Annotated in this window: 24 protein-coding genes; 6 read left to right on the top strand and 18 right to left on the bottom strand. The window is 69.9% G+C overall.

The window, feature by feature from the left end:
* Positions 1–57 precede the first annotated feature (57 nt).
* From rsfS to rplU, 9 genes are all read right to left on the bottom strand, one after another.
* Positions 58–438, bottom strand: coding sequence for a ribosome silencing factor (gene rsfS, locus MRBLMI12_RS15690; protein WP_349427418.1), 381 nt, complete (start codon positions 436–438; stop codon positions 58–60).
* Positions 438–1,709 (bottom strand): hypothetical protein, encoded by a 1,272-nt coding sequence (locus tag MRBLMI12_RS15685; protein WP_363357295.1) that lies wholly within the window; start codon positions 1,707–1,709, stop codon positions 438–440. The genes rsfS and MRBLMI12_RS15685 overlap by 1 nt, the downstream gene beginning before the upstream one ends.
* Positions 1,706–2,302 carry a nicotinate-nucleotide adenylyltransferase gene (gene nadD / locus MRBLMI12_RS15680; protein WP_331905657.1) on the bottom strand — a complete coding sequence of 199 codons (597 nt, stop codon included), beginning with the start codon at positions 2,300–2,302 and terminating at the stop codon, positions 1,706–1,708. The genes MRBLMI12_RS15685 and nadD overlap by 4 nt, the downstream gene beginning before the upstream one ends.
* 10 nt (positions 2,303–2,312) lie before the next feature.
* A complete protein-coding gene (locus MRBLMI12_RS15675) occupies positions 2,313–2,537 on the bottom strand; it encodes a hypothetical protein (RefSeq protein WP_363357294.1) in 225 nt (74 codons plus the stop codon).
* Between the two features lie 54 nt (positions 2,538–2,591).
* Positions 2,592–3,848, bottom strand: a complete 1,257-nt coding sequence (locus tag MRBLMI12_RS15670; RefSeq protein ID WP_363357293.1) for a glutamate-5-semialdehyde dehydrogenase — start codon at positions 3,846–3,848, stop codon at positions 2,592–2,594.
* A complete protein-coding gene (gene proB, locus MRBLMI12_RS15665) occupies positions 3,845–4,687 on the bottom strand; it encodes a glutamate 5-kinase (RefSeq protein ID WP_363357292.1) in 843 nt (280 codons plus the stop codon). The genes MRBLMI12_RS15670 and proB overlap by 4 nt, the downstream gene beginning before the upstream one ends.
* The gene (gene obgE, locus MRBLMI12_RS15660; RefSeq protein WP_349427413.1) at positions 4,684–6,192 is read right to left on the bottom strand and encodes a GTPase ObgE; all 1,509 of its coding nucleotides are present in this window, start codon (positions 6,190–6,192) and stop codon (positions 4,684–4,686) included. Before obgE ends, proB begins: the two co-directional genes overlap by 4 nt.
* A gap of 105 nt (positions 6,193–6,297) precedes the next feature.
* Positions 6,298–6,555: a 50S ribosomal protein L27 gene (gene rpmA / locus MRBLMI12_RS15655; protein WP_168914038.1), complete on the bottom strand. Its 258-nt coding sequence runs from the start codon at positions 6,553–6,555 to the stop codon at positions 6,298–6,300.
* Between the two features lie 20 nt (positions 6,556–6,575).
* Positions 6,576–6,884, bottom strand: coding sequence for a 50S ribosomal protein L21 (rplU, locus tag MRBLMI12_RS15650; protein ID WP_308867116.1), 309 nt, complete (start codon positions 6,882–6,884; stop codon positions 6,576–6,578).
* A gap of 156 nt (positions 6,885–7,040) precedes the next feature.
* Here rplU and MRBLMI12_RS15645 point away from each other — a divergent pair, with 156 nt between their 5' ends.
* A complete protein-coding gene (locus MRBLMI12_RS15645) occupies positions 7,041–7,307 on the top strand; it encodes a DUF4031 domain-containing protein (protein ID WP_349427412.1) in 267 nt (88 codons plus the stop codon).
* Positions 7,308–7,311: 4 nt separating this feature from the next.
* Here the strand turns inward: MRBLMI12_RS15645 and MRBLMI12_RS15640 are convergent, their stop codons facing one another.
* Positions 7,312–8,406 (bottom strand): glycosyltransferase, encoded by a 1,095-nt coding sequence (locus MRBLMI12_RS15640; protein WP_363357291.1) that lies wholly within the window; start codon positions 8,404–8,406, stop codon positions 7,312–7,314.
* Positions 8,407–8,507: 101 nt separating this feature from the next.
* Entirely contained in the window at positions 8,508–10,931 is a 2,424-nt protein-coding gene (locus MRBLMI12_RS15635; RefSeq protein WP_363357290.1) for an Rne/Rng family ribonuclease, read from the bottom strand.
* A gap of 342 nt (positions 10,932–11,273) precedes the next feature.
* On the opposite strand from MRBLMI12_RS15635, the gene MRBLMI12_RS15630 reads away from it, so the two are divergent.
* On the top strand, positions 11,274–11,897 hold the full coding sequence (locus MRBLMI12_RS15630; RefSeq protein ID WP_349427409.1) for a vitamin K epoxide reductase family protein: 624 nt from the start codon (positions 11,274–11,276) through the stop codon (positions 11,895–11,897).
* A gap of 36 nt (positions 11,898–11,933) precedes the next feature.
* Here MRBLMI12_RS15630 and ndk read toward each other — a convergent pair whose 3' ends face one another.
* From ndk to ileS, 4 genes are read right to left on the bottom strand one after another with little or no spacing between them, the layout of a single operon-like run.
* A complete protein-coding gene (gene ndk, locus MRBLMI12_RS15625; RefSeq protein ID WP_308867112.1) occupies positions 11,934–12,350 on the bottom strand; it encodes a nucleoside-diphosphate kinase in 417 nt (138 codons plus the stop codon).
* Between the two features lie 24 nt (positions 12,351–12,374).
* Positions 12,375–12,770 carry a DUF4233 domain-containing protein gene (locus MRBLMI12_RS15620; RefSeq protein ID WP_349427408.1) on the bottom strand — a complete coding sequence of 132 codons (396 nt, stop codon included), beginning with the start codon at positions 12,768–12,770 and terminating at the stop codon, positions 12,375–12,377.
* A complete protein-coding gene (locus MRBLMI12_RS15615; RefSeq protein WP_363357289.1) occupies positions 12,767–14,125 on the bottom strand; it encodes a bifunctional folylpolyglutamate synthase/dihydrofolate synthase in 1,359 nt (452 codons plus the stop codon). The genes MRBLMI12_RS15620 and MRBLMI12_RS15615 overlap by 4 nt, the downstream gene beginning before the upstream one ends.
* Positions 14,122–17,523 carry an isoleucine--tRNA ligase gene (gene ileS / locus MRBLMI12_RS15610; protein WP_363357288.1) on the bottom strand — a complete coding sequence of 1,134 codons (3,402 nt, stop codon included), beginning with the start codon at positions 17,521–17,523 and terminating at the stop codon, positions 14,122–14,124. The genes MRBLMI12_RS15615 and ileS overlap by 4 nt, the downstream gene beginning before the upstream one ends.
* Before the next feature lie 318 nt (positions 17,524–17,841).
* Between ileS and MRBLMI12_RS15605 the strand changes: the two genes are divergently transcribed.
* The 3 genes from MRBLMI12_RS15605 (at position 17,842) to MRBLMI12_RS15595 (ending at position 22,184) form a co-directional block, all read left to right on the top strand.
* Positions 17,842–19,191 carry an MFS transporter gene (locus MRBLMI12_RS15605; RefSeq protein WP_363357287.1) on the top strand — a complete coding sequence of 450 codons (1,350 nt, stop codon included), beginning with the start codon at positions 17,842–17,844 and terminating at the stop codon, positions 19,189–19,191.
* A 148-nt stretch (positions 19,192–19,339) separates the two neighbouring features.
* On the top strand, positions 19,340–21,934 hold the full coding sequence (gene valS / locus MRBLMI12_RS15600) for a valine--tRNA ligase (RefSeq protein WP_363357286.1): 2,595 nt from the start codon (positions 19,340–19,342) through the stop codon (positions 21,932–21,934).
* 1 nt (position 21,935) lies between these two features.
* Complete coding sequence (locus tag MRBLMI12_RS15595) at positions 21,936–22,184, top strand: hypothetical protein (RefSeq protein WP_363357285.1); 249 nt, start codon at positions 21,936–21,938, stop codon at positions 22,182–22,184.
* Between the two features lie 8 nt (positions 22,185–22,192).
* Here MRBLMI12_RS15595 and MRBLMI12_RS15590 read toward each other — a convergent pair whose 3' ends face one another.
* The 3 genes from MRBLMI12_RS15590 to MRBLMI12_RS15580 are packed head-to-tail and all read right to left on the bottom strand — an operon-like array spanning position 22,193 to position 24,437.
* Complete coding sequence (locus tag MRBLMI12_RS15590; RefSeq protein ID WP_363357284.1) at positions 22,193–23,578, bottom strand: MFS transporter; 1,386 nt, start codon at positions 23,576–23,578, stop codon at positions 22,193–22,195.
* The gene (locus tag MRBLMI12_RS15585) at positions 23,575–23,805 is read right to left on the bottom strand and encodes a hypothetical protein (RefSeq protein WP_363357283.1); all 231 of its coding nucleotides are present in this window, start codon (positions 23,803–23,805) and stop codon (positions 23,575–23,577) included. Before MRBLMI12_RS15585 ends, MRBLMI12_RS15590 begins: the two co-directional genes overlap by 4 nt.
* A complete protein-coding gene (locus MRBLMI12_RS15580; RefSeq protein ID WP_349427400.1) occupies positions 23,802–24,437 on the bottom strand; it encodes an ArsR/SmtB family transcription factor in 636 nt (211 codons plus the stop codon). Before MRBLMI12_RS15580 ends, MRBLMI12_RS15585 begins: the two co-directional genes overlap by 4 nt.
* A 105-nt stretch (positions 24,438–24,542) precedes the next feature.
* Here MRBLMI12_RS15580 and MRBLMI12_RS15575 point away from each other — a divergent pair, with 105 nt between their 5' ends.
* On the top strand, positions 24,543–26,594 hold the full coding sequence (locus MRBLMI12_RS15575) for a M3 family metallopeptidase (protein ID WP_363357282.1): 2,052 nt from the start codon (positions 24,543–24,545) through the stop codon (positions 26,592–26,594).
* The last annotated feature ends 3 nt before the right edge of the window (positions 26,595–26,597 follow it).

The raw sequence follows: 26,597 nt of genomic DNA, 5'->3' as shown, positions 1-26,597 counted from the left end.
CTCTCGCGGGGCAACTCGTCTAGCTTACAACATTCCGAGCCGTGCTCCGAACCAGGATCAGTCCTCGGCGGCCGCCGGCGCGGGAAGTTCGACGGGCACGAGGGGGCAGTCCTTCCACAGGCGCTCGAGCCCGTAGTAGACCCGCTCCTCCTCGTGGAAGACGTGCACCACGAGGTCGCCGAAGTCGATCAGGACCCAGCGCGACTCTTGCCGGCCCTCGCGGCGCAGCCGCTTGTGGCCGGCCTCGAGCAGCTTGTCCTCGATCTCGTCCGCGATGGCGGCGACGTTGCGTTCGCTGCGACCGGTGACGAGCAGGAAGATGTCGACCAGCGGGAGGGGCTCCGACACGTCGAGGGCGACGAGGTCCTCGCCGCCCTTCGCGTCCGCCGCTGCTGCGGCGATCTGGAGCATGTCGTGCGACTGCACACTCGCGACCATCAGAAGACTCCTGTCACGAAGGCGAGGATCAGCACGCCGACCAATGCGAGGGCGAGGACGCCCGCTGTGATGGCGAGCGACATCATCAGCTTGCCGCCCTTCTCGGGTGTGGGCGGCTTGATGACGTCGCCGGGCATCTTGACCGTGCTCACGGCGGCGCTGGCCGCGATCGGCGTCGGCGACGAGTGGGAGGGCAGCTCGCCGTCCACCAGGGTGGCGTCGATCTCCTTGCCGTCGGCGGTGCCCTTGGCACGGCCCGTCGAGCCGAGCCCCTCGGGAAGGTTGAACGTGCCGGTGACGATGACCTCGCCCGTGGCGGTGACGGGAGCCACCAGCGGCGCCACTTCGGGCGCCTGCGACACGATCAGCGTGTTCGGGATCGCGATCGACCCGGTGGTGCGCGACAGCAGCTGGTCGAACGACGGCGGGAACTCGACGGCGGTCGGCGCGCCGGCGACGGGCGGCTCATCGAGAAGGCTGGCGCCCAGCAGCGGGCTGACCGCCTTCGGCACGGCGATCTGCTCCTCGGCCGCCTCTTCGTCGACCGCGTCGTCCGTGTTCGCGACATCGCCGAAGACGGCCGAGAGCTGCTCGGCTTCCGGTTCGGGCGCCGCGGATGTCTGCGGTGCGGCGGTGAACGAGGGAACGGCGATGGGCGCCGCGGCAGCCGGCTCATCCCAGCGCGGGGCGGGAGCGGCCTCGTCGGGTGCGGATTCCCGCGGCAGGCCGAACAGCGCGTGCATCCCGCTGTCGGTCGGCACCTGCGAGTCGTCCGGCGGTGCCGTGACCAGGGGGCTCTCCGGCTCGCGGAACGGTGCGACCGGTGGGGGCGCCGCCGGGAAGGCGAACGCGGGGGCCGCGCCCGTCGATGCGGCGGCGTGCGCTGCGACGACCTCGGGGGTGATCACGGGCACCGACGCGGTGCGGATGCGCTCCTGCTGGCGCGCCTGGCGGCGGGTGAGCGGGGAGACTCCGAGGTCGACCGCGGAGTCAGGCACCGGGGCGGGCGCGACAGCGACCGGCTCGGCGGGCCGCGGGAACGGGGCCGCGGTCACGGGCGCAGCGGGGGTGGGAGCCGCACTGAAGGGCGAGGGAGGCGGTGCCACCGGCGCCGCTGCGACCGGAACGGCCTCGGCGGGCGTGTCCGCGTCGTCGACCGGCTCGTCGGACGTCGGGGTCGCAGTGATGACGGGAGTGGATCCCGTGTTCCGCAGTTCGCGGATCTGCTTGCGGGTGAGGGCTGGCGTTGCCGGGTGCTCGGGTGTACTCATTCCTTGCTCCGGTAGAGATGATGCTTCGCAATGTATTGGACGACCCCGTCTGGCACGAGGTACCACACGGGGTGTCCTCGCTGAACTCGATCACGGCAGTCCGTCGACGAGATCGCGAGGGCGGGGATCTCGAGCTGGCTGACGTCGTCGCTGGGCAGACCGTCGGTGTTCAGAACGTGTCCGGGTCTGGATACAGCCACGAAGTGGGCGAGGTCCCACAACTCATCATGGTCTCTCCAACTGAGAATTTGCGCTATGGCGTCCGCGCCCGTGATGAAGAACAGCTCCGCGTCCGGGCGCTGGGCCTTCAGATCGCGGAGCGTGTCGATGGTGTACGTGGGTCCGTCGCGGTCGATGTCGACGCGACTGACGGTGAATCGGGGGTTGGATGCCGTGGCGATGACGGTCATCAGATAGCGGTGCTCGCTCGGCGAGACGTCGGCCTTCTGCCACGGTTCCCCCGTCGGCACGAAGACGACCTCGTCGAGGTCGAACCACTGTGCGACCTCGCTGGCAGCCACCAGGTGCCCATGATGGACCGGATCGAAAGTGCCGCCCATCACTCCGACCCTGGGGGCTGTCGTCACCGACATGCAGGGGACCTCAGTGGCCGTGCCCCGCTCGCTGTACGTCGTCCGCGTGGGCCCTGGCGTAGGCCTCGGCCTTCTGCGAGTGACGGTTCGCCACATTGCGGTACGACAGCGTCACCAGTGCCAGCGCGCCGAAGACCACGATCGCGGTGACGCCGTACCCGACGGTCTCGAGGGCGACGTTGCCGTGGTGCTCGGTCTCCTCGGCAGCGAGGGCGATGATCGTGGCGAGTGTCATTCGGGCTCCGTTCGGGTTCGCCGCGGGGACGCGGGACTGGTCAAGTCTATTCCGTTACGCGCGGACCTGCCCGGCACCCCGCGCGAGCCACTTCGAGCTGGTGAGCTCGGCGAGTCCCATCGGGCCGCGCGCATGCAGCTTCTGGGTCGAGATGCCCACCTCGGCGCCGAATCCGAACTCGCCGCCGTCGGTGAAGCGTGTCGAGGTGTTGGCCATGACCACCGCCGAGTCGACCTCTGCGAGGAAGCGCGCCTCGCTGGCGGCATCCTGCGTCACGATCGACTCCGTGTGATGCGTCGAGTAGTGGCGGATGTGGGCGAGCGCCTCGTCGAGGTCGTCGACGACCCGCATGGCAAGGTCGAGACTGAGGTACTCGGCCGCCCAGTCCTCGTCCGTGGCGGGGACGATGCCCGATGCGAGTCTGCCCACGGTCTCGTCGCCGTGGACCGTGACGCCGCTCTGCTGCAGCGCCGCGACGACGGGGCCGACGAGGCGATCGGCGGCGCCGCGGTGCACGAGCACCGTCTCGACGGCGTTGCAGACACTCGGGCGCTGGGTCTTGGCGTTCACCACGATGTCACGGGCCCACTCCAGCGGCGCGGTCTCGTCGAGGACGATGTGGACCACGCCTGCGCCGGTCTCGATGACGGGAACGGACGACTCGGTGACCACGGTCTCGATCAGCTGCGCGCTGCCGCGGGGAACGAGCACGTCGACGATGCCGCGGGCGTGCATCAGCTCGCGCGCGCCCTCACGTCCGAACTCGTCGACGGTCTGGATGGCCTCCGGGTCGAGGCCGCGGTCGGCCAGCGCCCCGCGCATCGCGCGCACGAGGGCCGCGTTCGTGCGCTCGGCGGCCGTGCCTCCGCGCAGCACCACCGCGTTGCCGGAGCGCAGCGCCAGAGCGGCGATGTCGACCGTGACGTTCGGGCGAGCCTCGTAGATCGAGCCCACGACGCCGAACGGCACCGACACCTTGGTGAGCGACACCCCGTTGGCGAGCGTGCGCTCGTCGAGGACGCGGCCGACGGGGTCGGGCAGCTGGGCGATCTCACGGACCGCGGCGGCGAGGGCCGCCACGCGGGGTTCGTCCAGACGCAGCCGGTCCTGCAGCGCCGTGGTCAGACCGCTCTCGCTTCCGCGCTGCAGGTCGTCGGCATTGGCGGCGACGATCTCCGGGGCGGCGGCCTCGATCGCGTCGGCGATCGCCAGCAGCGCATCGCGCTTGGCATCGTCGCCGAGAAGGCCGACGCTGCGCGCGGCATCCTTGGCGAGCAGCATCCGTTCCCGTGCCGTGGTGGCGGTGGTCATCCGCCCATTCTATCGACCGCCGTGCGCACCGGACCGGTGGCGGCGGGCGCCGTCGGCTCGGGGTTGGGCTGGAACCATGTGCCGATCTCGGCGCCGGACAGGGCCTCGCCGACGAGGTCCGCGCTGGTGACGAGCACACCGATCCCGGATGCCGCGGCCAGCCGCGCCGCCGACACCTTGGTCGCCGCTCCCCCGGTGCCGACGCTGTTGACGACGACCGAGCCGAACTCGAAGCCGTGCAGATCGTCGCCGTACATCACGTGCGGGATGGGCCGGGCGCCGGGCTCGTCAGGCGGACGGGTGTAGAGGCACTCGATGTCGCTCAGCAGCAGCAGCGCGTCGGCGCCGATCAGCTGTCCGACGAGGGCGGCGAGCCGGTCGTTGTCGCCGAATCGGATCTCGTGCGTGGCGACGGTGTCGTTCTCGTTGACGATCGGCAGGATGCGCAGGCCCAGGAGCCGCTCCATCGCCCGACGGGCGTTGGACCGGTGGGTCGGGTTCTCGAGGTCGCCCGCCGTCAGCAGCACCTGGCCGGCCACGATCCGGAACGGCCGCAGCGCCTCCTGATACCGGTAGATGAGCACGTTCTGCCCGACCGCCGCTGCCGCCTGCTGCGTGGCGAGGTCGCTCGGGCGCTCGTCGAGCAGGAGGTACGGCATCCCCGTCGCGATCGCGCCGGACGAGACGAGCACGACCTCGGTACCGCGACCGTGGGCGGCGGCGAGTGCGTCGACGAGCGGCTTGATCTTGTGGGCGTTGTCGCCGCTGATCGAAGACGAGCCGACCTTGACGACGACCCGGCGGGCTGCCGCGAGATCGCGGCGCTCGCGCGCGCTCACTCCGCGTCCTCCTCGTTTCGGTAGCGCTCGGCGATCCGCTCGGCCTCGAGCTCGGCGCGGGCCTCGGCCTTCGCATCCATCATGTCGTGGTACTTCTCGCGGCGCTCGGACGTGGTGCGGCGGGTGTCCCGCAGCAGGCGCGGGTCGGTGCCGCGCGGCGCCGTCATGAGCTCGGCGTTCGACGAGATCGAGGGCTCCCAGTCGAAGATGATGCCGTCGCCCTCGCCGATGACGACGGTGGCGCCCGGCGTCGCGCCGGCGCGGTACAGCTGGTCCTCGACGCCCAGCTTCTGCAGCCGGTCCGCCAGGTAGCCGACGGCCTCCTCGTTCTGGAAGTCCGTCTGCTGCACCCACTTCACCGGCTTGTCGCCGAGGATCCGGTAGATGTTGCCGTACGTGCCGCCCTCGACACGCACCGAGAACTCCTTCTCCGAGCCGCGCGGGCGGATCACGATCCGCTCGGGCGCGGGCGCCGCCGCCAGCTCGGCACGATGCGCCGCGACGATGTCGCCCAGGGCGTACGTGAGCTGACGCAGACCTTCATGACTCACCGTGGAGATCTCGAAGACGCGGAACCCGCGTGCCTCGAGATCGGGGCGCACCAGGTCGGCGAGATCCTTGGCCTCCGGCACGTCGATCTTGTTGAGTGCGATGAGCTGCGGGCGCTCCAGCAGCGGCGTCTGCCCCTCGGGGACCGGGTACGCCGCCAGCTCGGCCAGGATGACCTCGAGGTCGCTGAGCGGGTCGCGACCGGGTTCGAGCGTGGCGCAGTCGAGGACGTGCACGAGAGCGGTGCAGCGCTCGACGTGGCGCAGGAACTCGAGCCCGAGTCCCTTGCCCTCGCTGGCGCCCTCGATCAGGCCGGGGACGTCGGCGACGGTGTACCGCTGCTCCCCCGCCTGCACGACGCCCAGATTGGGGTGCAGTGTGGTGAAGGGGTACTCCGCGATCTTGGGCCGAGCGGCGGAGACAGCCGCGATGAGGCTGGACTTGCCCGCGGAGGGGTAGCCGACGAGCGCGACATCGGCGACGGTCTTGAGCTCCAGGAGGACGTCGCCCTCCCAGCCGGGCGTGCCGAGGAGCGCGAAGCCCGGCGCCTTGCGCTTGGGGTTGGCGAGTGCGGCGTTGCCGAGCCCGCCGAGGCCACCGGGAGCCGCCACGAAGCGCATGCCGGGTTCGATCATGTCGACGACGGTCTCGCCCGACTCGTCCTTGACCACTGTGCCGACCGGGACGAGCAGCTCGAGCGACTCCCCGGCCGCGCCGGAGCGGTGATCGCCCATTCCGAAGCCGCCGTTGCCCGCGGAGCGGTGCGGTGAGTGGTGGTACGACAGCAGCGTCGTGACCTGGGGGTCCGCGACGAGCACGACGTCACCGCCGTGGCCGCCGTTGCCGCCGTCAGGGCCTGCGAGCGGCTTGAACTTCTCGCGCTTGACCGACACGCAGCCGTTGCCGCCCTTGCCGGCGCGCAGATGCAGCGTCACTCGGTCGACGAACGTGACCATGCGGTCCCCCTGAGCTCTGGTTGCTCTCCGGCAGTGCGGGAGAGCGATAAAGGGAAGGGGCGAGCCGAAGCCCGCCCCTTCCGGAAGTCTGTGCGACTGGCTGGATTACTCCGCGGCCGCCACGATGTTGACGACCTTGCGGCCGCCCTTCTGGCCGAACTCGACCGCGCCTGCGGCGAGGGCGAACAGCGTGTCGTCGCCACCGCGGCCGACGTTGGCGCCGGGGTGGAAGTGGGTGCCGCGCTGACGGACGATGATCTCGCCGGCGAGGACCTGCTGGCCGCCGAAGCGCTTCACGCCCAGTCGCTGAGCGTTGGAGTCACGACCGTTGCGGGTGGAGCTTGCGCCCTTTTTGTGTGCCATCTCTGCGTCTCTTCCTGGACTTACTTGATGCCGGTGACCTTGACGCGCGTGAGGTCCTGACGGTGCCCCTGGCGCTTCTTGTAACCGGTCTTGTTCTTGAACTTCTGGATCACGATCTTCGGGCCGCGCTCCTCACCGAGCACCTCGGCGGTCACGGTGACCTTCGCGAGCTTGTCCGCGTCGGTCGTGACGGAGTCACCGTCGACGAAGAGCACCGCGGGGAGCTCGATCTTGTCGCCGACCTTGGCGGCCTGGCGATCGAGGACGACGATCGTGCCGACCTCGACCTTCTCCTGCCGGCCTCCGGCGCGCACAACTGCGTAAACCACTTCACACCTGTTTCTTCTGGGAGCGCACGCGCTCATGACGTCATCCAAGACTTGGCGCGGATATCTCGACGCACCAAGGGTCTACTTTATCAGATGCGCGATCAGTCCGCGAAAGCACGCCCCCGCCGTGTCGCGGCGTCCCCGTAAGATCTGCACGTGGCCATCCTGATCGACGATCCTCGCTGGCCGGCACACGGGCGTCTGTGGGCGCATCTGGTGACGGACTCGGACCTCGACGAGCTCCATGCCTTCGCCGCGGCGAACGGCATCCCGCGCCGCGGCTTCGACCTCGACCACTACGACGTGCCCGAAGAGGCGCACGCGCGGCTGATCGCGGCGGGTGCGCAGCACGTCAGCGGCCACGAGCTGGTCAGGCGGCTCATCGCGTCGGGGCTGCGGGTGCGGGCGCGCGATCGCCGCTGAACCGTCAACGCGGAGCGGATGCCGACAGCTCGAGCACGTCGGCCGCACGACACGGGCCATCGAGCACGCGGATGGCCTCGCCGAGGCGACGCGCACGGGCGTGCAGGGGCTCGTCGTCGAGCCCCCGCTCGATCGCGCGACGGATCGCCGCGGGCTCGCTCCGGCGCGACATCGTGGAGCCGACGCCGGCCCGCGCGACGGCGCGGCCCATACGCGGCTGGTCGGAGGTCGCGTCCAGCGGAAGGGTGAGGACGGGAACCCCGTGTGCGAGCGCCGCGAGCGTGGTCCCGTGGCCGCCATGGCTCACCACCAGTGACGCGTGTGCGAAAAGCTCGTCGTGCGGCACCCACTCGTGCACCTCGACGCCGTCGGGCACGGCCACCTCGCCGGCTGTCACGGACGGCCCGAGCGTCGCCACGACCCGAGCGTCCAGCCCGGCGACGGCGTCGAGCACCCGCTGCCACGTGGCGACGAGGTCGGCGAAGCCGAACGTGCTCAGGCTCACCACGACGGTCGGCTCCGCCGGCACCGCGTCGACGCTGTTCGTCATCGCGCCGGCGTAGACGACGGTCCCGCGCGCAGCAGACAGCTCCGGTTGGCGCGGGAAGGGAACCGCGAGCCCGGGGACGGATGCCACGAGGATCGGCGCCGCGCGCGCCCGCGGCCCGCCGACCCGCACGCCGCGTGGCCACGTCAGGGCGCCGAGCACCCGGAAGCCGGGCGCCAGGAACTCGTGCATGGTGTGCTCCAGGACGACGAAGCACTGCTCCATGCGGTCCAGGACGTCCACGACGGCCAGCAGCATGCAGTCCACGACGACGACGTCCACGGGATCCGCCACCAGCTGGGCGACGGTGTCGTCGGCGATGCCCCGGTCGGTGAAGAGCCGCAGCATCCCCGCCGGGCGCGGATCCAGCACGAAGCCCGGAGCGCTCGCGTACTCCGTGAACCGGAGTCCGGCGGCGCGGTAGGCGCCGCCCTGCGAGTCGTGTCCGAGCACTCGCACGTCATGTCCGCGCTGCACGAGCGCACGGGCGATCGCAATCGTGGGCACGCGGTTGCCGCCGCCGTCCCACGTCACGAACACGTAGCGCGCCATGGCGCCCCCGTTCCCCGCCACCACCCTAGCGAGCAGGGCTGCTCCCCGACAGGGATGCGCTCCCCGCCCCGGCCAAGGCCGGGGCGGGGAGCGCGTGGATCTCAGTCCTCGGAGGGCGTGTGAGGCACCGGAGTGCCCGTCAGCGCCGCGGTGGTGACGCGGCGGCGGGAGCGCCCCTGGCCGGGAGCCTTGGGCTCGGGGAGCGCGTTCAGCACCGAGTCGAGCAGCAGGTCCTTCTCGGTCCGGCTCTCCTTCTTCGACCCCGAGTCCTGGCGCTTCTTGCGCTGCTTCTTGGGGCGTTCGACGGGCGCCTGCTCGATGACCGGTGCCGGCTCGGCCGGCGGGGCCTCGTCGTTGTGATGGATCGTGGATGCCGCGATCTGCGCGAGCGCCGACTTCACGCCCTCGGTGATGACGTGGGTGCCGTTCGATCCGCCGCTCGCAGGCGCCGGTGTGCCGCCGCGCGGTCGGCGGCCCGAGGTCGGTGCGCCCGCAGCGGGTGCTCGGTGCTTGACGACCGGGTCGTGGTGGACGATGACGCCGCGTCCTGCGCAGACCTCGCACGCCTCGCTGAAAGTCTCCAGCAGGCCGAGGCCGAGCTTCTTGCGGGTCATCTGCACCAGACCGAGCGATGTGACCTCGGCGACCTGGTGCTTCGTCCGGTCGCGGCTCAGGCACTCGACGAGGCGGCGCAGCACGAGGTCGCGGTTGGACTCGAGCACCATGTCGATGAAGTCGACCACGATGATGCCGCCGATGTCGCGCAGGCGCAGCTGCCGGACGATCTCTTCGGCGGCCTCGAGGTTGTTCTTGGTGACCGTCTCTTCCAGGTTGCCGCCGGATCCGACGAACTTTCCGGTGTTGACGTCGACGACCGTCATCGCCTCGGTGCGGTCGATGACGAGCGATCCGCCCGACGGCAGCCAGACCTTGCGGTCGAGGGCCTTCTCGATCTGCTCCGTCACACGGAACGCGTCGAACGGGTCCTGCTCGCCCTCGTAGCGCTCGACGCGATCGAGGAGGTCGGGCGCGACCGATTCGAGGTACTTCGAGATGGTGTGGTGCGCGTCCTCGCCCTGGATGAGCATCTTCGAGAAGTCCTCGTTGAAGACGTCGCGGACGATCTTGACCAGCAGGTCCGGCTCGGAGTGCAGCAGAGCGGGCGCCTGGATCGTCTCGATCTGCTTCGAGATGTGCTCCCACTGGTTCGTGAGGCGCTGCACGTCACGGGTGAGCTGGTCCTCGGTGGCCCCCTCGGCGGCGGTGCGGACGATCACGCCGGACGATTCGGGAAGCACCTCCTTGAGGATCTTCTTGAGGCGTGCGCGCTCCGTGTCCGGCAGCTTGCGGGAGATGCCGTTCATCGCACCGCCGGGCACGTACACGAGGTACCGGCCGGGGAGCGAGATCTGGCTCGTCAGGCGGGCTCCCTTGTGCCCAACCGGGTCCTTGGTCACCTGCACCAGCACGCGGTCGCCGGTCTTGAGCGCGAGCTCGATGCGTCGTGGCTGGTTGCCCGTCTCCACGGCATCCCAGTCGACCTCGCCGGAGTAGAGCACGGCGTTGCGGCCGCGACCGATGTCGACGAACGCCGCCTCCATGCTCGGCAGCACGTTCTGCACGCGGCCCAGGTAGACGTTGCCGATGAGGGAGGCGTCCTGGTTGCGGGCGACGTAATGCTCGACGAGGACGTTGTCCTCCTGCACGGCGATCTGCACGCGGCCGTTGCGCGAGCGCACGATCATCACGCGGTCGACCGACTCGCGTCGCGCGAGGAACTCGGCCTCGGTCACGACCGCGCGGCGGCGCCCGGCCTCGCGGCCATCGCGGCGGCGCTGCTTCTTGGCCTCCAGGCGCGTCGATCCCTTGATGCGCTGCGGCTCGGTGATGAGCTCGACGGCACGCTGGCGCGGCTGCGACTGCGGCTGCTCGGCGGGGGCGGATGCCTCGTCCCGGCCCTCGCCGCCGCGGCGACGACTGCGCCGGCGCGAAGTGCTCGATGAGGCGGCCGGCTCCGGCTCCTCCTCCGGCTGACGCCCCGAGCGCGGCGGGAGCGGGGCGATCGCGGGCGCGTAGAACATCAGCTGCGTCGACACGGCCGACACGAAGTCCTCGGGCAGCAGGCCGAGGCTCACGGCGGTCAGGCGCTCCGGCTCCGACGGGGCGTCGGAATCGCGCGGGGCCTCGATCTCCGGCGCGGCGCCGGCTTCTGCCTCAGTCGTTGCGGAGGTCGCCGACTCGGCGGCCGGCGCGACGTCGGTCGTGGGCTCGCCGGGCTCTGCAACAGGCTCGGCGCTCTCCGACGGCGTGTCGGCTGCATCCGCCGGCGCGGCGTCGTCGACGGGCTCCGCGCCGTCGGTCACGGTCTCGACCGCCGCGGACTCCCCCGCGTCGGCAGGTTCGGCCGTCTCCGGGGTCTCGACCGCCGTGTCCGCCTCAGGGGCGGGCGCCGCTTCGTCCGCTGGTGTCAGCGGCGCGTCGGGTTCGGTCTGAGGGGTGAATTCGGCATCGTTTCCATCAGCCATCACTGGCGTACTCCTAGCGGGGCGACACCGCGCGTCGCCCGGCGAAATCTCGTGCGGCGCCGCCCATGCCCACCGGACGGGGCGGTGCCGCGAACTCACTCGGTCTGCAGCGGATATCCGGCGCTAGGCGGATGCTCGCGCTGCCAAGGGCATTCGTCGCCCTGAAGTCTTCTGGTGATGATCGTCACGGCGCGGCCGCGAGTCATCGACCCCCATTATCGCACTTCCCCCGCCAGAATGCCCATTCGCACCGCGCGAGCGTCTTCCCCACGCCGCGGCGTGCGGATTTGCCACGGCGCCCGGTGCGGCATCCGTGCAGATCGCGATGCCATAATCCGAGTCATGCCCGAGCAGCAGACCCACACCCGTCCCACGGGACTCGCCATCTGGCTCGTGATCGCCGGTGTCGTCGGGTGGTGGGCGGCCTTCTCGCTCACGGTCGAGAAATTCCACGCACTCGCGAATCCCGACGCGATCGCCTCATGCGACCTCAGCGTCCTGGTGCAGTGCACCGCGAACCTCGACTCGTGGCAGGGAAGCATCTTCGGCTTCCCCAACCCCATCCTCGGAATCACCGGTTGGGTCGCGCCGATCGTCGTCGGCACGGCCATCCTCGCGCGCGCCCGGTTCGCGCGGTGGTTCTGGTGGTGCTTCTGGCTGGGGATCGCCTTCGCATTCGGACTCGTGATCTGGCTCATCGGCCAGAGCATCTACGCCCCCAACCTGCACACGCTGTGCCCGTGGTGCATGGTCACCTGGTCGGTGACCATCCCCACGTTCTACGCGGTGACACTGCACCTCCTGCGGGCCGGACTCGTTCCCGCATCGGAGCGCGTGCGCACCGCCGCCGACCGGCTCATGGCCTGGGTCCCTCTGGCCGCCATCGTCAGCTACGCGATCATCCTGCTGCTCGCGCAGCTCGAGATGAACGCGGTCGTCAACATCTGGCAGACGCTGTTCGGCTGACCGCCGGAGTCTCCGGGCGGCCAGCCGACGAGCTGATCAGCCGAACCAGATCTCGAGTTCGCGCGCCGCGGACTCGGTGCTGTCTGAGCCGTGCACGAGGTTCTGCTGCACCTTGAGGCCCCAGTCGCGGCCGAAGTCGCCGCGGATGGTGCCGGGGGCGGCCGTGGTGGGATCGGTCGTGCCCGCCAGTGACCGGAAGCCTTCGATGACGCGGTTCCCCGCCAGGCGGATCGCGACCGAGGGGCCGGACATCATGAACTCGACCAGCGGCTCGTAGAACGGCTTGCCCTCGTGCTCGGCGTAGTGGCGCTCGAGGGTCTCGCGATCAGGCTCCACGAGACGGATGTCGACAAGGGCGTATCCCTTCGCCTCGATGCGGGCGAGGATCGCGCCGGTGAGGCCGCGTGCGACGCCGTCGGGCTTGACGAGGACGAGGGTCTCTTCGGTGGCCATGCGGGTCTCCGTTTCGGATCGGGGTTATGAGGGGGGATTCGCCGCGAGCCGCGCGTTGCGCCGGTCCAGAGCAGCTCCCTTGATCGTCGCATATCCGTACATGGTGCCGAAAATGAGGGCGACGATCGCCAGCGCCGGCACCAGGAACGCACCGAGTGCGATGATCCCCTGCAGCACCCATCCGAGCACGATGCCCCAGCGGTAGCGCACCACCCGGGTCGTTGCGATCATCAGCAGCGCGAGCACGGTGCCGGCGACCACGCCCCACCACGGCGCGATCGGCGCAGGGAGGGCCCCGAGTCCGTAGATCACGAGTCCCGCCAGGAAGGCGATGATGGACTCGAATCCCAGCACGATCGTCGCGAGCGACTCGGCCGCCCCGCGCGGGCGCCGGGTCCGAGGTGCGTGTTCTGCGCTCATTCGCTCCACCCGGCCTTCCAATCCTCCGCCGCAGCGAGGGTCAGCGCCTCACCGGCGAGCACCACGGAACCGGCGATCACGACAGCGCGGCGATCGGATGCCGCTGCCCACGCCCGCGCCGCCTCGGCGGCTTCCGCGAGATCGCGATGCACCGAGACGCGCAGGTCGTGCGCCTCAGCGAGGTCGGCGATCGCGTCGGCGTCCTCGGCGCGGTCCGAGTCGGGCGCGGTGGCGAACACGTGCGCGGCGACGGGAGCGATCTCCGCGACGATGCCCGCCGCGTCCTTGTCGGACAGCACACCGAGCACGACACCCCACTCGTCGAAGTCGAAGGCCTCCCGCAGCGCGGTCACGAGCGCACGGGCGCCGTGCGGGTTGTGCGCCGCGTCGACGAGCACCGTCGGGCTCGCGCCGACAAGCTGCAGTCGCCCGGGCGAGGTCGCGCCGCCGAGGCCGTCCGCGAGCACATCGGCCGCGATGGGCTGGGAGCCGCCTCCGACGAGGGACTCGACCGCCGCGATGGCGAGAGCGGCGTTGAAGCCCTGGTGAGCCCCGTACAGCGGCAGGTACTCGTCCTCGTAGGTAGCGGCGAGCCCACGCACGGTGATCTGCTGCCCCCCGACGGCCAGCCGCTGCTGGGCCAGCGCGAACTCGGCGCCCTCGAAGGCGATCGAGGCGCCGCGCGCGGCGGCGGCCGAACGGAGCACGGCCTGGGCGGCGGCATCCTGCCGCGCCGAGACGACCGCCGCGCCGTCCTTGATGATGCCGGCCTTCACCGTCGCGATCTCGGCGATGGTGTCGCCCAGGCGGTCGGCGTGATCGAGGTCGATCGGCGCGAAGACCGCCACGTCGCCGTCGGCGCTGTTGGTCGAGTCCCATGAGCCGCCCATGCCCACCTCGAGCACGAGCACGTCGATCGGCGCGTCGGCGAACGCGACGAACGCGAGCACCGTGAGCAGCTCGAAGAACGTGAGCCGCGCGTCGTCGTTGGCCGCCAGCTCGGCGTCCACGAGGTCGACGAACGGCGCGATCTCGTCCCACGCGTCCGCCACGGCGGCATCGTCGATGGGCTCGCCGTCGATCATGATGCGCTCCGTGAAGCGCTCGAGATGCGGACTGGTGAACAGCCCGGTCCGCAGGCCATGGGCGCGCACGAGGCTCTCGATCATGCGGCTGGTCGACGTCTTGCCGTTGGTGCCGGTGACGTGGACGACGCGGTAGGTCTTCTGCGGGTCGTCGAGCAGCTCGAGCACGCGGCGGGTGCGCTCGACGCGCGGCTGCACCCACTGCTCTCCCTGCCGCTGCAGCAGCGCCTCGTAGACGGCGTCGGCCCTCCGGCGCTCGCGATCGCTCATGCCGAGACCCCCGTCCGGCCGACCGAGACGGTGAAGGCGCCGCGGTTGGCATAGGTTCCCGCGTCGATCACCGCCTCGTACTCCACGGGTGCGCGACCGTCGCCCGAGCCGATCAGCTCCGCGACGCGGGAGCGCACCGCATGCGTGACGGCGAGGGTCTCGCCGGCCACGTTCGCGACATCGAATGCGGCGGCGACCGCGTCGGCGTCCGCGTCGTCGTCGAACAGCAGGCCGAGCCCGATGCGATCGCTGACGTCGAAGCCGGCCGCCTTGCGGGTGTCCTGCACGGCGCGGATGACATCGCGGGCCAGGCCCTCGGCCTCGAGCTCGGGCGTCGTCGTGGTGTCCAGCAGCACGAAGCCGTCGCCCGAGAGCAGCGCGATGGCGGTGCCGTCGGCGACGCCGCCCGCCTCGAGGGTGAGGTCGTACTCCCCCGGCTCCAGGGCGATGCCGTCGACCACCACGCCGCCGTCGCGTTCCTCCCAGACGCCCGCCTTGGCGCCGGCGATGACATGCTGCACCTGCTTGCCGAGGCGCGGGCCTGCGGCTCGCGCATTCACGCTGAGGCGCTTGCTGATGCCATAGCGTGTCGAGACGTCGTCACCCAGCTCGATCAGCTCGACCGACTTCACGTTGAGCTCGTCGCGCAGGATGCCGTCGAACTGGGCGAGCGACGCGGCATCCGCCACCGCCACGGTCAGTGCCGGCAGCGGCAGGCGTACGCGACGGCCCTCCTTCTTGCGGAGGGCGTTCGCCACGCTGGATGCCTCGCGCACGGCGTCCATCGCGGTGCGGATGTCGTCCGCGGCGGGGAACGCGTCGGCGTCCGGCCAGTCCTGAAGGTGCACGCTGCGGCCCCCGGTGAGGCCCTGCCAGACCTTCTCGGCGACGAGCGGGATCAGCGGCGCCGCGACGCGGGTCAGCGTCTCGAGCACCGTGTACAGCGTGTCGAACGCCTCTCGGCTCTTCGGGTCGTCGGAGACGCCGACCCAGAAACGGTCACGCGAGCGGCGGATGTACCAGTTCGTCAGCGCTTCGGCGAAGTCGCGGAGCTTCGCCGCGGCGAGCGTCGAGTCCAGCACCTCGAGGTCGGCGGCGACATCGCGCACGAGGTCGCCCGCGAGCGCCAGGATGTAGCGGTCCAGCACGTCGGTCGAGTCGGTGCGCCACGAGGCCTGGTAGCCCTCGCCGGTCGCGCCGCCGGCCGCGTTGGCGTAGGTCGCGAAGAAGTACCAGGCGTTCCACAGCGGCAGCAGGAACTCGCGCACGCCGGCGCGGATGCCCTCCTCGGTGACGATGAGGTTGCCGCCGCGCAGCACCGAGCTCGACATGAGGAACCAGCGCATCGCGTCGGAACCGTCGCGGTCGAAGACCTCGCTGACGTCGGGATAGTTCTGCAGCGACTTCGACATCTTGAGCCCGTCGCTGCCGAGCACGATGCCGTGGCACGAGACGCCCGTGAACGCAGGCCGGTCGAACAGCGCGGTCGACAGCACGTGCATCACGTAGAACCAGCCGCGCGTCTGCCCGATGTACTCGACGATGAAGTCGGCGGGCGAATGCTCGTCGAACCACTGCTGGTTCTCGAACGGATAGTGCACCTGGGCATATGGCATCGAGCCGGAGTCGAACCAGACATCGAAGACGTCCTCGATGCGGCGCATCGTGCTCTTGCCGGTCGGGTCGTCGGGATTCGGGCGCGTCAGGTCGTCGATATACGGCCGGTGCAGATCGACCTCTCCCTCCGCGTTGCGCGGCAGGCGACCGAAGTCCCGCTCCAGATCCTCCAGCGAGCCGTAGACGTCGACGCGCGGGTGCTCCGGGTCGTCGCTCTTCCACACCGGGATCGGCGAGCCCCAGTAGCGGTTGCGGCTGACGGACCAGTCGCGCGCCCCCTCGAGCCACTTGCCGAACTGCCCGTGCTTGACGTTCTCGGGCACCCAGGTGATCTGCTCGTTGTTCGCGAGCATGCGGTCCTTGATGTCGGTGACGCGGATGAACCAGCTCGACACCGCGCGGTAGATGAGCGGGTTGCGGCACCGCCAGCAGTGCGGGTACGAGTGCTCGTAGCTCGCCTCGCGGAGGAGTCGCCCCTCCTGGCGGAGCAGCCGGATGAGCGGGCGGTTGGCGTCCATCCAGAGCTGCCCGGCGACATCCGTGACCTGCGGCAGGAAGCGTCCGCCGTCATCGAGGCTCATGATGAGCGGGATGCCGGCGGCCTCTGTCACCCGCTGGTCGTCCTCACCGAAGGCCGGGGCCTGGTGCACGATGCCGGTGCCGTCGCCGGTGGTGACGTAGTCGTCGACGAGGATGCGCCACGCACGCTGCGTGCCCCAGATCGAGGCATCCGCGTAGTAGTCGAACAGGCGGTCGTACGTGACGTCCTCGAGCTCCGTCCCGAGGACGGTCTGCTCGACGGCTTCGCGCGCGGCCTCCGCGGAGTCGTAGCCGAGGTCCTTCGCGTACCCCGCGAGGAGCTCCTCGGCGAGGAGATAGCGGTGCGACTCCGCTTCGGCGGGCTCGTCGTCGCGGTGCACATCGGCCGCCCCGTTGGGTCCCCCGGGCACGACCACGTAGCGGATGCCGGGGCCGACGGCGAGGGCGAGATTCGTGGGCAGGGTCCACGGCGTCGTCGTCCAGGCGAGCGCGCGCACGCCGGTGAGGCCGAGCGCCTCCGCCTTCAGGCCCGTCAGCGGGAACGTGATCGTCACCGACGGGTCCTGACGCATCTTGTAGACGTCGTCGTCCATCCGCAGCTCGTGTGCCGAGAGCGGTGTCTCGTCGCGCCAGCAGTACGGCAGGACACGGTGGCCCTCATAGGCCAGACCCTTGTCGTAGATCGTCTTGAACGCCCACAGCACGGACTCCATGTAGGTGAGGTCCAGCGTCTTGTAGCCGCGCTCGAAGTCGACCCAGCGCGCCTGCCGGGTGACGTAGTCCTCCCACTCGCGCGTGTAGGCGAGCACCGATTCGCGGGACTTGGCATTGAACGCGGCGATGCCCATGGCCTCGATCTCGCTCTTCTCGGTGATGCCGAGCTGCTTCATCGCCTCCAGCTCGGCGGGCAGTCCGTGCGTGTCCCAGCCGAACACGCGGTCGACCTTCTTGCCGCGCATGGTCTGGAAGCGCGGGAACACGTCCTTGGCGTATCCGGTGAGGAGGTGGCCGTAGTGGGGCAGTCCGTTGGCGAACGGCGGACCGTCGTAGAAGACCCACTCGTCGGCGCCGTCGCGCTGGTCGATCGAGGCGCGGAAGGTCTGGTCGGCCTTCCAGAACGCGAGGATCTCGCGCTCGATGTCGGGGAAGCGGGGGCTCGGGACGACGGGACTCGCTCCGGTCCCCGGGCGTGCCGAGGCATCGGCCGCAGGTCCGAAGGCGGAGGGGCGGGGATAGGTCATCTTCTCTCGCAGGTGCTCGCTCGTGTGCTTCCTGCGGGGACGACATGCCTGGAACGGTGACCAGACGTACCGCGGTACCACCCTGCTTTGACGTCTCGGTCCTTCGACGGGGCCGAGCTGCCCTCTCTCACTGCGGCTGTGACGGGCCTGACCCGCTCGGTTCTAGTGGGGAATCCGCGTGAGCGGACACCTGTTCTTCCGAGAGCTCCCCGGTGATGGCCGGATCGACGCTGCTGGGACGAGTCTACCGTGGCTGTGCAAGGGGGGAATGCGGAGCACGGCGACGGGGTTTCTGGACTCGTGCCAAGATTGACATCCGTGACCGCAGCAGCACCCGAATCCGCTCTGGTTCCCGAATCCACCCCGACGCGCAGAGTCGCGTGGGCCTCGATGGTGGGAACCTCGCTCGAATCCTTCGACTTCTACCTCTTCGCCTACTTTTCGGCGTTCTTCGTCGGGCCGCTGTTCTTCGACCCGCTCGGGCAGTTCGGCGCCACGAGCGCGGCGTTCCTGACGATCGCGCTCGCCTTCGTGGTGCGCCCCATCGGTGCCGTGATCTTCGGCTACATGGGCGACCGCGTCGGCCGCCGGGCCACCCTGCTGTGGACCGTGGGCATCATGGGCGTCGCGACCGGGTTGATCGGCCTCCTGCCGACCTACGCGCAGGCGGGCTGGCTCGGAGCCGTCCTCCTGATCGTGCTGCGCATCGTGCAGGGCCTGTCCCTGGGCGGCGAGTGGGGCGGATCGATCCTCATCGCGACCGAGAACTCCGGCCCGGTCAAGCGCGCGTTCTACGCCGCGATCCCCCAGCTCGGCTCCCCCGTCGGATCGATCCTCTCGGCGGCCGTGTTCATCGTCCTCACCGCGGTGCTCCCCGCCGAGCAGATCGCCGAGTGGGGATGGCGCATCCCGTTCCTCCTCGCCATCCCGCTGCTGCTGGTATCGCTGTACCTGCGCTGGTCGATCTCCGAGACGCCCGTGTTCGAGGGCGTCGTGGCGGAGGGGCGCCGCGATCGCATCCCGTTCATCACGATGTTCACCAAGCGCCCCGGCGCCATGGCGATCGCGATCGGCGCTGCCCTGCTGGGCATCGGGTCGTACTCGCTCATGAACACCTACACCGTCAACTACGGGGTGGAGCAGCTGGGTTTCAGCTTCCAGGACCTGCTCATCGCGACCACGATCGGCGGCCTCCTGCAGCTCGTGACCATCCCGCTGTTCGGGGGGTGGGCGTCGCGCATCGGGTCGGCACGCGTCGTCCTGTGGGGTGCGGTCGGCACTCTGCTCATCACGTTCCCGATGTATTTCCTCCTCCAGTTCGCCACGTTCCCGATCCTGGTCGCGACGATGCTCATCGGCGGGATCCTTCCGACGATGGCGTGGGCGGCACTCGGCGGGCTGATGAACGACCTCTTCCCCGACCGGTTCCGCTACTCTGCCCTGTCGTTCGCGTACGCGCTGGCGGCGACGATCAGCGGATTCGTCCCGTTCCTCACACTCACCCTCGGCGAGGCGACCGGCTACGCGTGGTGGCATCCCGGCGTGATCCTGGCGATCATGTCGGCGGTCACGCTCGTGTCGGCTTGGCTCGCCGCGCGGCGCGCCGTCGAGCCGGAACTCGCGACCGACCCGGCCAGCGCGACGGCGACGGCGACGGCGACGGCCTGAATCCCGACGCGCCCGAGAGCGGACGGATGCCGGCTGTCGCGGCATCCGTCCGCTTTTCCGGGTCGAGCGCAGCCGGGCTAGAATCGAGCGTCATCCCACACTCAGGCACGCTCACACAGTGCCGCACATATCGCTCGAGGAGTTCCGCATGACCGACGGCCGCCCCGCACAGGGACAGATTCCGGACAAGCCCGCACTGGAGGGCCTCGAGGACAAGTGGGATGCCGCGTGGTCCGAGCAGGGCACGTACCTGTTCGATCGCGTTCGCGCCGCCGAGGTGGGCCGCGAGGGCGTGTACTCGGTCGACACTCCCCCGCCGACCGCGTCGGGCAGTCTCCACATCGGACACGTCTTCTCGTTCACGCACACCGATCTCAAGGTGCGCTACGAGCGCATGCGCGGCAAGACGGTGTTCTACCCGATGGGATGGGACGACAACGGCCTGCCCACCGAGCGTCGTGTGCAGAACTACTACGGCGTGCGCTGCGACCCGTCGCTGGCGTATGTTCCCGGCTTCACCCCTCCGTTCGAGGGCGGCGACAACAAGTCCAGCCGCGCCGCCGACCAGGTGCCCGTCAGCCGCCGCAACTTCATCGAGCTGTGCGAGCGGCTCACCGTCGAGGACGAGAAGCACTTCGAGGCGCTGTTTCGCCAGCTGGGACTGAGCGTCGACTGGACGCAGACATACCGCACCATCTCCGACGACACGATCCGCACCAGCCAGCGCGCGTTCCTGCGCAACCTGGAGCGCGGCGAGGCCTACCAGGACCTCGCGCCCACGATGTGGGACATCGACTTCCGCACGGCGATCGCACAGGCCGAGCTCGAGGAGCGCGAGCAGCCCGCCGCCTTCCACCGCGTCGCGTTCCACAAGACGGACGGCTCGGGCGATGTGCACATCGAGACGACGCGTCCCGAGCTGCTCGCGGCCTGCGTCGCGCTGGTCGCGCACCCCGACGACGAGCGCTACCAGCCGCTCTTCGGCACCACCGTGCGCACCCCGCTCTTCGACGTCGAGGTGCCGGTGCTGGCTCACCCGCTCGCCCAGCCCGACAAGGGCTCGGGCATCGCGATGATCTGCACCTTCGGCGACGTGACCGACATCATCTGGTGGCGTGAGCTGAACCTGCCGAACCGGACCATCCTCGGCCTGGACGGTCGTATCGTTCCGGACGCACCGGACGCCATCACGACGGATGGCGGCAAGGCGGCGTACGCCGAGCTCGCCGGCAAGACGGTGTTCTCCGCCAAGAAGCGCGTGGTGGAGCTGCTGCAGGAGTCCGGCGAGCTCATCGGCGACCCGAAGCCGTTCACGCACGTGGTGAAGTTCTACGAGAAGGGCGATCGCCCGATGGAGATCGTCTCGACGCGCCAGTGGTACATCCGCAACGGCGCTCGCGACGAGGCGCTGCGCGAAAAGCTCATCTCGCTCGGCGCCTCGATGTCGTGGCACCCGGACTTCATGCGGGTGCGCTTCGACAACTGGACGAACGGCCTCACCGGGGACTGGCTGGTGTCGCGTCAGCGCTTCTTCGGCGTGCCGATCCCGGTCTGGTACGCCCTCGACGAGAACGGCGAGCGCGACTACGACCGCGTCATCAGACCCGACGACGCATCGCTGCCTGTCGACCCCTCGACCGATGTGCCGGCCGGGTACACGGCCGACCAGCGCGGAGTGCCGGGCGGTTTCGAGGGTGAGAACGACATCTTCGACACCTGGGCGACCTCGTCGCTGACGCCGCAGCTCGCCGGCGGCTGGGAGCGCGATCCCGAGCTCTGGAACCTCGTCGCGCCGTTCGACCTGCGCCCGCAGGGCCAGGACATCATCCGCACGTGGCTGTTCTCGACGCTGCTGCGCAGCGCCCTCGAGGACGACCGCGCGCCGTGGACGGATGCCGCGATCTCGGGCTTCATCGTGGATCCCGACCGCAAGAAGATGTCGAAGTCGAAGGGCAACGTCGTCACTCCGGCCGACATCCTCTCGCAGCACGGCTCGGACGCGGTGCGGTACTGGGCGGCGTCGAGCCGTCTCGGCACCGACGCGGCGTTCGACCCGCAGAACCCGACGCAGGTGAAGATCGGCCGTCGCCTCGCGATCAAGGTGCTCAATGCGGCGAAGTTCGTGCTGTCGTTCCCCGTGCCCGCGGACGCGCAGGTGACCCACGCGCTGGACGCCTCGATGCTCACCGCCCTGGACGCGGTCGTGCGCGATGCGACCAAGGCGCTGGACGCCTACGACCACGCCCGTGCGCTCGAGGTCACCGAGTCGTTCTTCTGGACCTTCTGCGACGACTACCTCGAGCTGGTCAAGGAGCGCGCCTACAACCAGGCCGACGTGGGCCAGCCATCCGCGGCGCTCGCGCTGCGCATCGCGCTGTCCACGCTCCTGCGCCTGTTCGCCCCGGTGCTCGCGTTCGCGGCCGAGGAATCGTGGTCGTGGTTCAACGACAGCTCGGTGCACAACGCCGAGTGGCCGGAGCCGCTCGGCATCGAGGGCGACCCGGCGGTGCTCAGCATCGTCGGCGAGGCGCTCATCGGGGTGCGCCGCGCGAAGACCGAGGCGAAGGTGTCGCAGAAGGCGGAGGTGTCGCAGGTCACGATCGCAGCTCCGGCCGAGGCCATCGCGGTGCTGCGACTCGCGGAGGGCGACCTCAAGGCGGTCGGGCGCATCGCCGAGATCGGCTATGCGGAGGCCGACGCCCTGTCGGTGTCGGAGATCGAACTCGTCCCCCAGGAGGCGTGACATGCAGCTCGGAACGCGCTGGACCTCGGGCGACGAACCACCTCAAGCGGTGCCTGAGGCGCTGCGCCGCGGCATCCGCTCCGTCGACGAGACGATCCCGGGCGACCAGCTCGGTCAGCCGCGGCCGCGCTGGACCCTCACCTGGCTCGAGGGCAAGCCGATCGCGGAGCTCGACACCGGGGTGATCGTGACGCTCGACGCCGACGGCGAAGCCGTCGCCCGGAACGATCCGGACGACGGCTTCGGGTAGGCCTGGGCTCACTCCTCCGGCGCGTTGTGCGTCGAGGCAGAGAGCAGCAGCCGCACGGCGACCGCGGTCGCGACCAGCGTGACACCGGCGGCGAGCAGGAACGGCAGTCGCAGATCGATGCGCGCCACCCAGCCGCCGAGGAGCGTCGCGAACGGGAAGATGCCCCACGTCAGCGTGCGGCTGATGCCCAGCACGCGGCCGAACAGGTGCCCCGGCACGATCCGCTGACGCAGGGCGCCCCACGGCACGTTCCAGATCGACACCGCTGCCGCCATGACGGCGTACGCGATGGTCGCCGAGATCGCCTCCGGCGCGGCCCACACTCCCGCGAGTCCGACCGCAGCGACGATGTTGGCGCCGAGCATGACCTTGCCGCGTCCGAACTTCGCGACGAGCGACGCCGCGACCAGCGAGCCGCCGAGGCCGCCCAGCCCGATCCCGGCGGTGACGAGCCCGATGGCGGCCGGCGCGACACCGTGCACATCGAGGAAGTAGAGGAACACCGGCGCCTGGGCGAAGGCGAACGCGCAGCCCACGATGGAGGTGAAGACCACCATCGACCGGAGGAAGCGGTGCCGCCAGAGATAGACGAGGGCTTCGCGGGCGGACACGTTCACCGGTGCGGCGGTCTCCGGGGCCTCGATCTCGGCGCTCGCCTCGACGTCGGCGTCCATATCGGCCGCTGCGAGCGGCTCGCCGGCGGCGACCGCTGCCTCTGCCGTCGACGCCGCGCTCTTGCCCGTCGGAGCCTCGGCCCGCAACGGGCGCGCGGCCGACAGCGGCAGCATCACCGCGAGGACGATGGGGATGAGGTAGCCCGCGGCCCCGACCCAGAGCGGCAGCGCGAGCGCGACGGCGAACAGGACGCCGCCGATGGGAGCGGCGATGAAGCTGTCGATCGTGATCTGCGCTGCCTGCAGCCAGCCGTTGGCACGGTCCAGCGCGGGGCGCTGCACCACGCTCGGGACGATGGAGTTGGTCGCGTTGTCGAAGAGAGTCTCCCCCAGGCCGAACACGAGCACGCCGGCGAACAGCCACCAGATGCTGATGGCGCCCGTGACCGTGAGGGCGGCGAGCCCGACGGCGGCGAGCCCGCGAAGGCCGTTGGCGATCGCCATGACCCATCGGCGATCGAACCGGTCGACGATCATGCCCGCAGGCAGTCCGAAGACGAGCCACGGCAGGAACGCCAGGGCGCTGAGCGCGGAGATCGCGAGCGGGTCGCGGGTGAGCGTGGTCGCGATCAGCGGGACGGCGACGCGGCCGACCCCGTCCGCGAGGTTGCTGATAGCCGCAGCCGTCCACAGCTTGCCGAAGTCGCGGCCGAGCGGGACCCTGCGTGCCCGCCCGGCCGGCGTCCCCGGCCGCTCGACGGTGTCGATGCTCTCGCTCATCGCGGGAGCATCCCCGTCGCCGCGAGCGCCTCGGCATCGCGCCGTGCGCCGCTCACGGCGGTCTGTGCGGCCAGTGCGCCGCGTCGTTCGGCGCCGTCCCGCCGCTCGACGCGCGCGATCACGTACGCGTCGATCGCGGATGTCGCGCGCAGCAGCGCGCGGTCGAATCGTGTGGCGGATGCATCGAAGCCGCGTGCCGCGAGTTCGCCTGCCGTGATGGTGGTCATGACTGTCCTCCTAGTTGCGGAAGCGGGAAGACGTCAGCCCGGATGGTGACGGGGCGTACGTTCTCGCCGGTCTGGTTGCGGTAGTTGTCCACGGCCTCGTCGATCAGGGCCATGATCTTGAGAGTCAGTTCTTTGCTCTGCTCGGGTGTGAGTCGCGCCGTGGCCGTGGAGATGAGCGTGCCGTCCTGCCAGAGCTCGTCCTCACCGCCGATCCCCCGGTTGACGAACTCGAGCAGCTGATCGTTGCGGTTGCGCAGGAACTCGTTCATGACCACCTGGGTCGCGGCACGGCCGGCCGGAGTGGACATCGCGTCGGGGTTGGCGAACGACACGCCCCCGACCGGACGCTCCCACCACCGTTCGCGGCCGGTGCCGCGATCGGGGGCCTCCCGGATGAGGTCCTGCTTGGCGAGTGCGCGCAGGTGGTAGCTCGTCGAGCCGCTGGACTCGCCCAGCCGCTCGGCGAGGGAGCTGGCCGTCTGCGGGCCGTACTGGCTGAGGATGTCGTAGATCCTCACGCGGAGGGGGTGCGCGAGTGCGCGCAGGGCGCCGGAGTCGAGGACACGATCCTCGTTGTGTCGCTGTTCGCTGCGGGCTGCGGCATCCGCCTGCTGCTCCTCGTTCTCTGCCATGTCCCCAGAGTAGCGATGCAAAGAACTCTTTGCAAGGAGTTCTTTGCAATCATGTGTTTGCAAAGAGATCTCGGCATGCGCGGCCGCGTGACTAGGCTGGACGCCATGCCGAACGACAACCCGCTTCTCGCGCCCAGCTCACTCCCCTACGGGCTTCCGGACTACGCCGCGATCCTCCCCGAGCACTATCTGCCCGCGTTCGAGCAGGCTTTCGCGGCACACACCGCTGAGGTCTCGGCGATCACCCGGGTGCGGTCCATGCCGACGTTCGAGAACACCCTCGTCCCGCTCGAGGAGAGCGGGCGTCTCCTGGGCGATGTCGCACGGACGTTCTACACGGTGTCATCGGCGGACGCGACGGACGACATCCAGCAGATCGAGGAGCAGCTCGCGCCGCTGATGTCGGCCCACCAGGACTCGATCCAGCTCGACTCGGCGCTGTACTGGCGCATCAAGACGATCCACGATCAGCTCGATCAGCTCGACCTCACGCCGGAGCAGCGGTATCTCGTCGAACGCCACCATACGGAGATGTCCCACGCCGGCGCCGGCCTCGACGACGAGGCGAAGAAGCACCTCACCGAGTTGAACCAGCGCCTCTCGACGCTCACCACGCAGTTCGAGAAGAACCTGCTCGCCGACACGAACGACCTGGCGGTCGTCTTCGACGACGCGACGGAGCTCGACGGACTCTCCGAGGGCGAGCTGTCCGCTGCGGCACAGGCGGCGTCCGATCGCGGCCTCGACGGCAAGTGGGTCGTCACACTGACGCTCTTCACCGGTCACCCCTACCTCTCGAGCGTCACCGACAGGGATTCCCGCGCACGACTGCTGACGGCATCCCGTTCCCGCGGATCTCGCGGCAACGAGCACGACAACCGTGCCACTCTGCTCGAGATCGTGCGCCTGCGCGCGGAGCGCGCGGCACTCCTCGGCTACGACTCGCACGCGGCCTACATCACGTCGGACGAGACCGCAGGCTCCCCCGCAGCAGTGCACGACCTGCTCCGCCAGCTCGCGCTGCCCGCCGCCCGTAACGCGCGCAGGGAGCAGGAGAAGCTGCAGGCGATCATCGACGCCGGTGGCGACCCGTTCCCCCTGGAAGCGCACGACTGGGCGTTCTACACCGAGAGGGTGAGGGCGGCGGAGTACGACCTCGACCGGTCTGCGCTGCGCCCGTGGTTCGAGGCCGAGCGCGTACTTCAGGACGGCGTGTTCCGAGCGGCTGGCGATCTCTACGGCATCACCTTCACCGAGCGCGGCGATCTCGGCAGCTATCACCCCGATACGCGCGTCTTCGAGGTTCACAACGCCGACGGATCGGCACTCGGGCTCTACATCCTCGACCTGTACACCCGCGACACGAAGCGCGGCGGCGCGTGGATGAACTCGATCGTCCTGCAGTCGCGCCTGCGCGGCACGCAGCCCATCGTGGTCAACAACCTGAACGTCCCGAAGCCCGCAGCGGGGCGTCCGACGCTTCTGAGCCTCGACGAGGTGACGACGCTGTTCCACGAGTTCGGCCACGCGCTCCACGGCCTGTTCGCGACGGTGACGTACCCGCACTTCGCGGGCACCAACGTCTACCGCGACTTCGTCGAGTTCCCGAGCCAGGTCAACGAGATGTGGATCTACTGGCCAGAGATCCTGGCTTCGTACGCCCGCCACATCGACACGGATGAGCCGCTCCCGACCGAGATCGTCGAGAAGCTGCACGCCTCGGAGGCGTTCAACCAGGGCTTCGCGACGAGCGAGTACCTTGCGGCGGCGTGGCTCGACCAGGCCTGGCACTCGCTCTCCGTCGACGAGGTGTCGGCAGACCTCGACGTCGCTGCGTTCGAGGCCGCGGCCCTGGCCGACATCGGTCTCGACAACCCTGTCGTGCCGACGCGGTACTCGTCGACGTACTTCGCGCATGTGTTCTCGGGTGGCTACAGCGCGGGCTACTACTCCTACATCTGGAGCGAGGTCCTGGACGCCGACACCGTCGAGTGGTTCCGTGAGAACGGCGGCCTGCGTCGGGAGAACGGCGATCGTTTCCGCGGCCGCCTCCTGGGCGTCGGCGGATCGAAGGATCCGCTCGAGGCCTACCGGGACTTCCGCGGGCGGGATGCGGAGATCCAGCCGCTGCTGGAGCGCCGCGGCCTCGCCGGCTAGATC

Origin of the sequence: Microbacterium sp. LMI12-1-1.1, from assembly GCF_040676455.1 — a bacterium.
GTDB lineage: Bacteria > Actinomycetota > Actinomycetes > Actinomycetales > Microbacteriaceae > Microbacterium.
This window is presented reverse-complemented; position numbering and strand designations above follow the sequence as displayed.

Coding starts and splice junctions, on each gene's coding strand:
- rsfS (WP_349427418.1), bottom strand. CDS start 438: ATGGTCGCGAGTGTGCAGTCGCACGACATGCTCCAGATCGCCGCAGCA.
- MRBLMI12_RS15685 (WP_363357295.1), bottom strand. CDS start 1,709: ATGAGTACACCCGAGCACCCGGCAACGCCAGCCCTCACCCGCAAGCAG.
- nadD (WP_331905657.1), bottom strand. CDS start 2,302: ATGTCGGTGACGACAGCCCCCAGGGTCGGAGTGATGGGCGGCACTTTC.
- MRBLMI12_RS15675 (WP_363357294.1), bottom strand. CDS start 2,537: ATGACACTCGCCACGATCATCGCCCTCGCTGCCGAGGAGACCGAGCAC.
- MRBLMI12_RS15670 (WP_363357293.1), bottom strand. CDS start 3,848: ATGACCACCGCCACCACGGCACGGGAACGGATGCTGCTCGCCAAGGAT.
- obgE (WP_349427413.1), bottom strand. CDS start 6,192: ATGGTCACGTTCGTCGACCGAGTGACGCTGCATCTGCGCGCCGGCAAG.
- rpmA (WP_168914038.1), bottom strand. CDS start 6,555: ATGGCACACAAAAAGGGCGCAAGCTCCACCCGCAACGGTCGTGACTCC.
- MRBLMI12_RS15640 (WP_363357291.1), bottom strand. CDS start 8,406: ATGGCGCGCTACGTGTTCGTGACGTGGGACGGCGGCGGCAACCGCGTG.
- MRBLMI12_RS15635 (WP_363357290.1), bottom strand. CDS start 10,931: ATGGCTGATGGAAACGATGCCGAATTCACCCCTCAGACCGAACCCGAC.
- MRBLMI12_RS15630 (WP_349427409.1), top strand. CDS start 11,274: ATGCCCGAGCAGCAGACCCACACCCGTCCCACGGGACTCGCCATCTGG.
- ndk (WP_308867112.1), bottom strand. CDS start 12,350: ATGGCCACCGAAGAGACCCTCGTCCTCGTCAAGCCCGACGGCGTCGCA.
- MRBLMI12_RS15620 (WP_349427408.1), bottom strand. CDS start 12,770: ATGAGCGCAGAACACGCACCTCGGACCCGGCGCCCGCGCGGGGCGGCC.
- MRBLMI12_RS15615 (WP_363357289.1), bottom strand. CDS start 14,125: ATGAGCGATCGCGAGCGCCGGAGGGCCGACGCCGTCTACGAGGCGCTG.
- ileS (WP_363357288.1), bottom strand. CDS start 17,523: ATGACCTATCCCCGCCCCTCCGCCTTCGGACCTGCGGCCGATGCCTCG.
- valS (WP_363357286.1), top strand. CDS start 19,340: ATGACCGACGGCCGCCCCGCACAGGGACAGATTCCGGACAAGCCCGCA.
- MRBLMI12_RS15595 (WP_363357285.1), top strand. CDS start 21,936: ATGCAGCTCGGAACGCGCTGGACCTCGGGCGACGAACCACCTCAAGCG.
- MRBLMI12_RS15590 (WP_363357284.1), bottom strand. CDS start 23,578: ATGAGCGAGAGCATCGACACCGTCGAGCGGCCGGGGACGCCGGCCGGG.
- MRBLMI12_RS15585 (WP_363357283.1), bottom strand. CDS start 23,805: ATGACCACCATCACGGCAGGCGAACTCGCGGCACGCGGCTTCGATGCA.
- MRBLMI12_RS15580 (WP_349427400.1), bottom strand. CDS start 24,437: ATGGCAGAGAACGAGGAGCAGCAGGCGGATGCCGCAGCCCGCAGCGAA.
- MRBLMI12_RS15575 (WP_363357282.1), top strand. CDS start 24,543: ATGCCGAACGACAACCCGCTTCTCGCGCCCAGCTCACTCCCCTACGGG.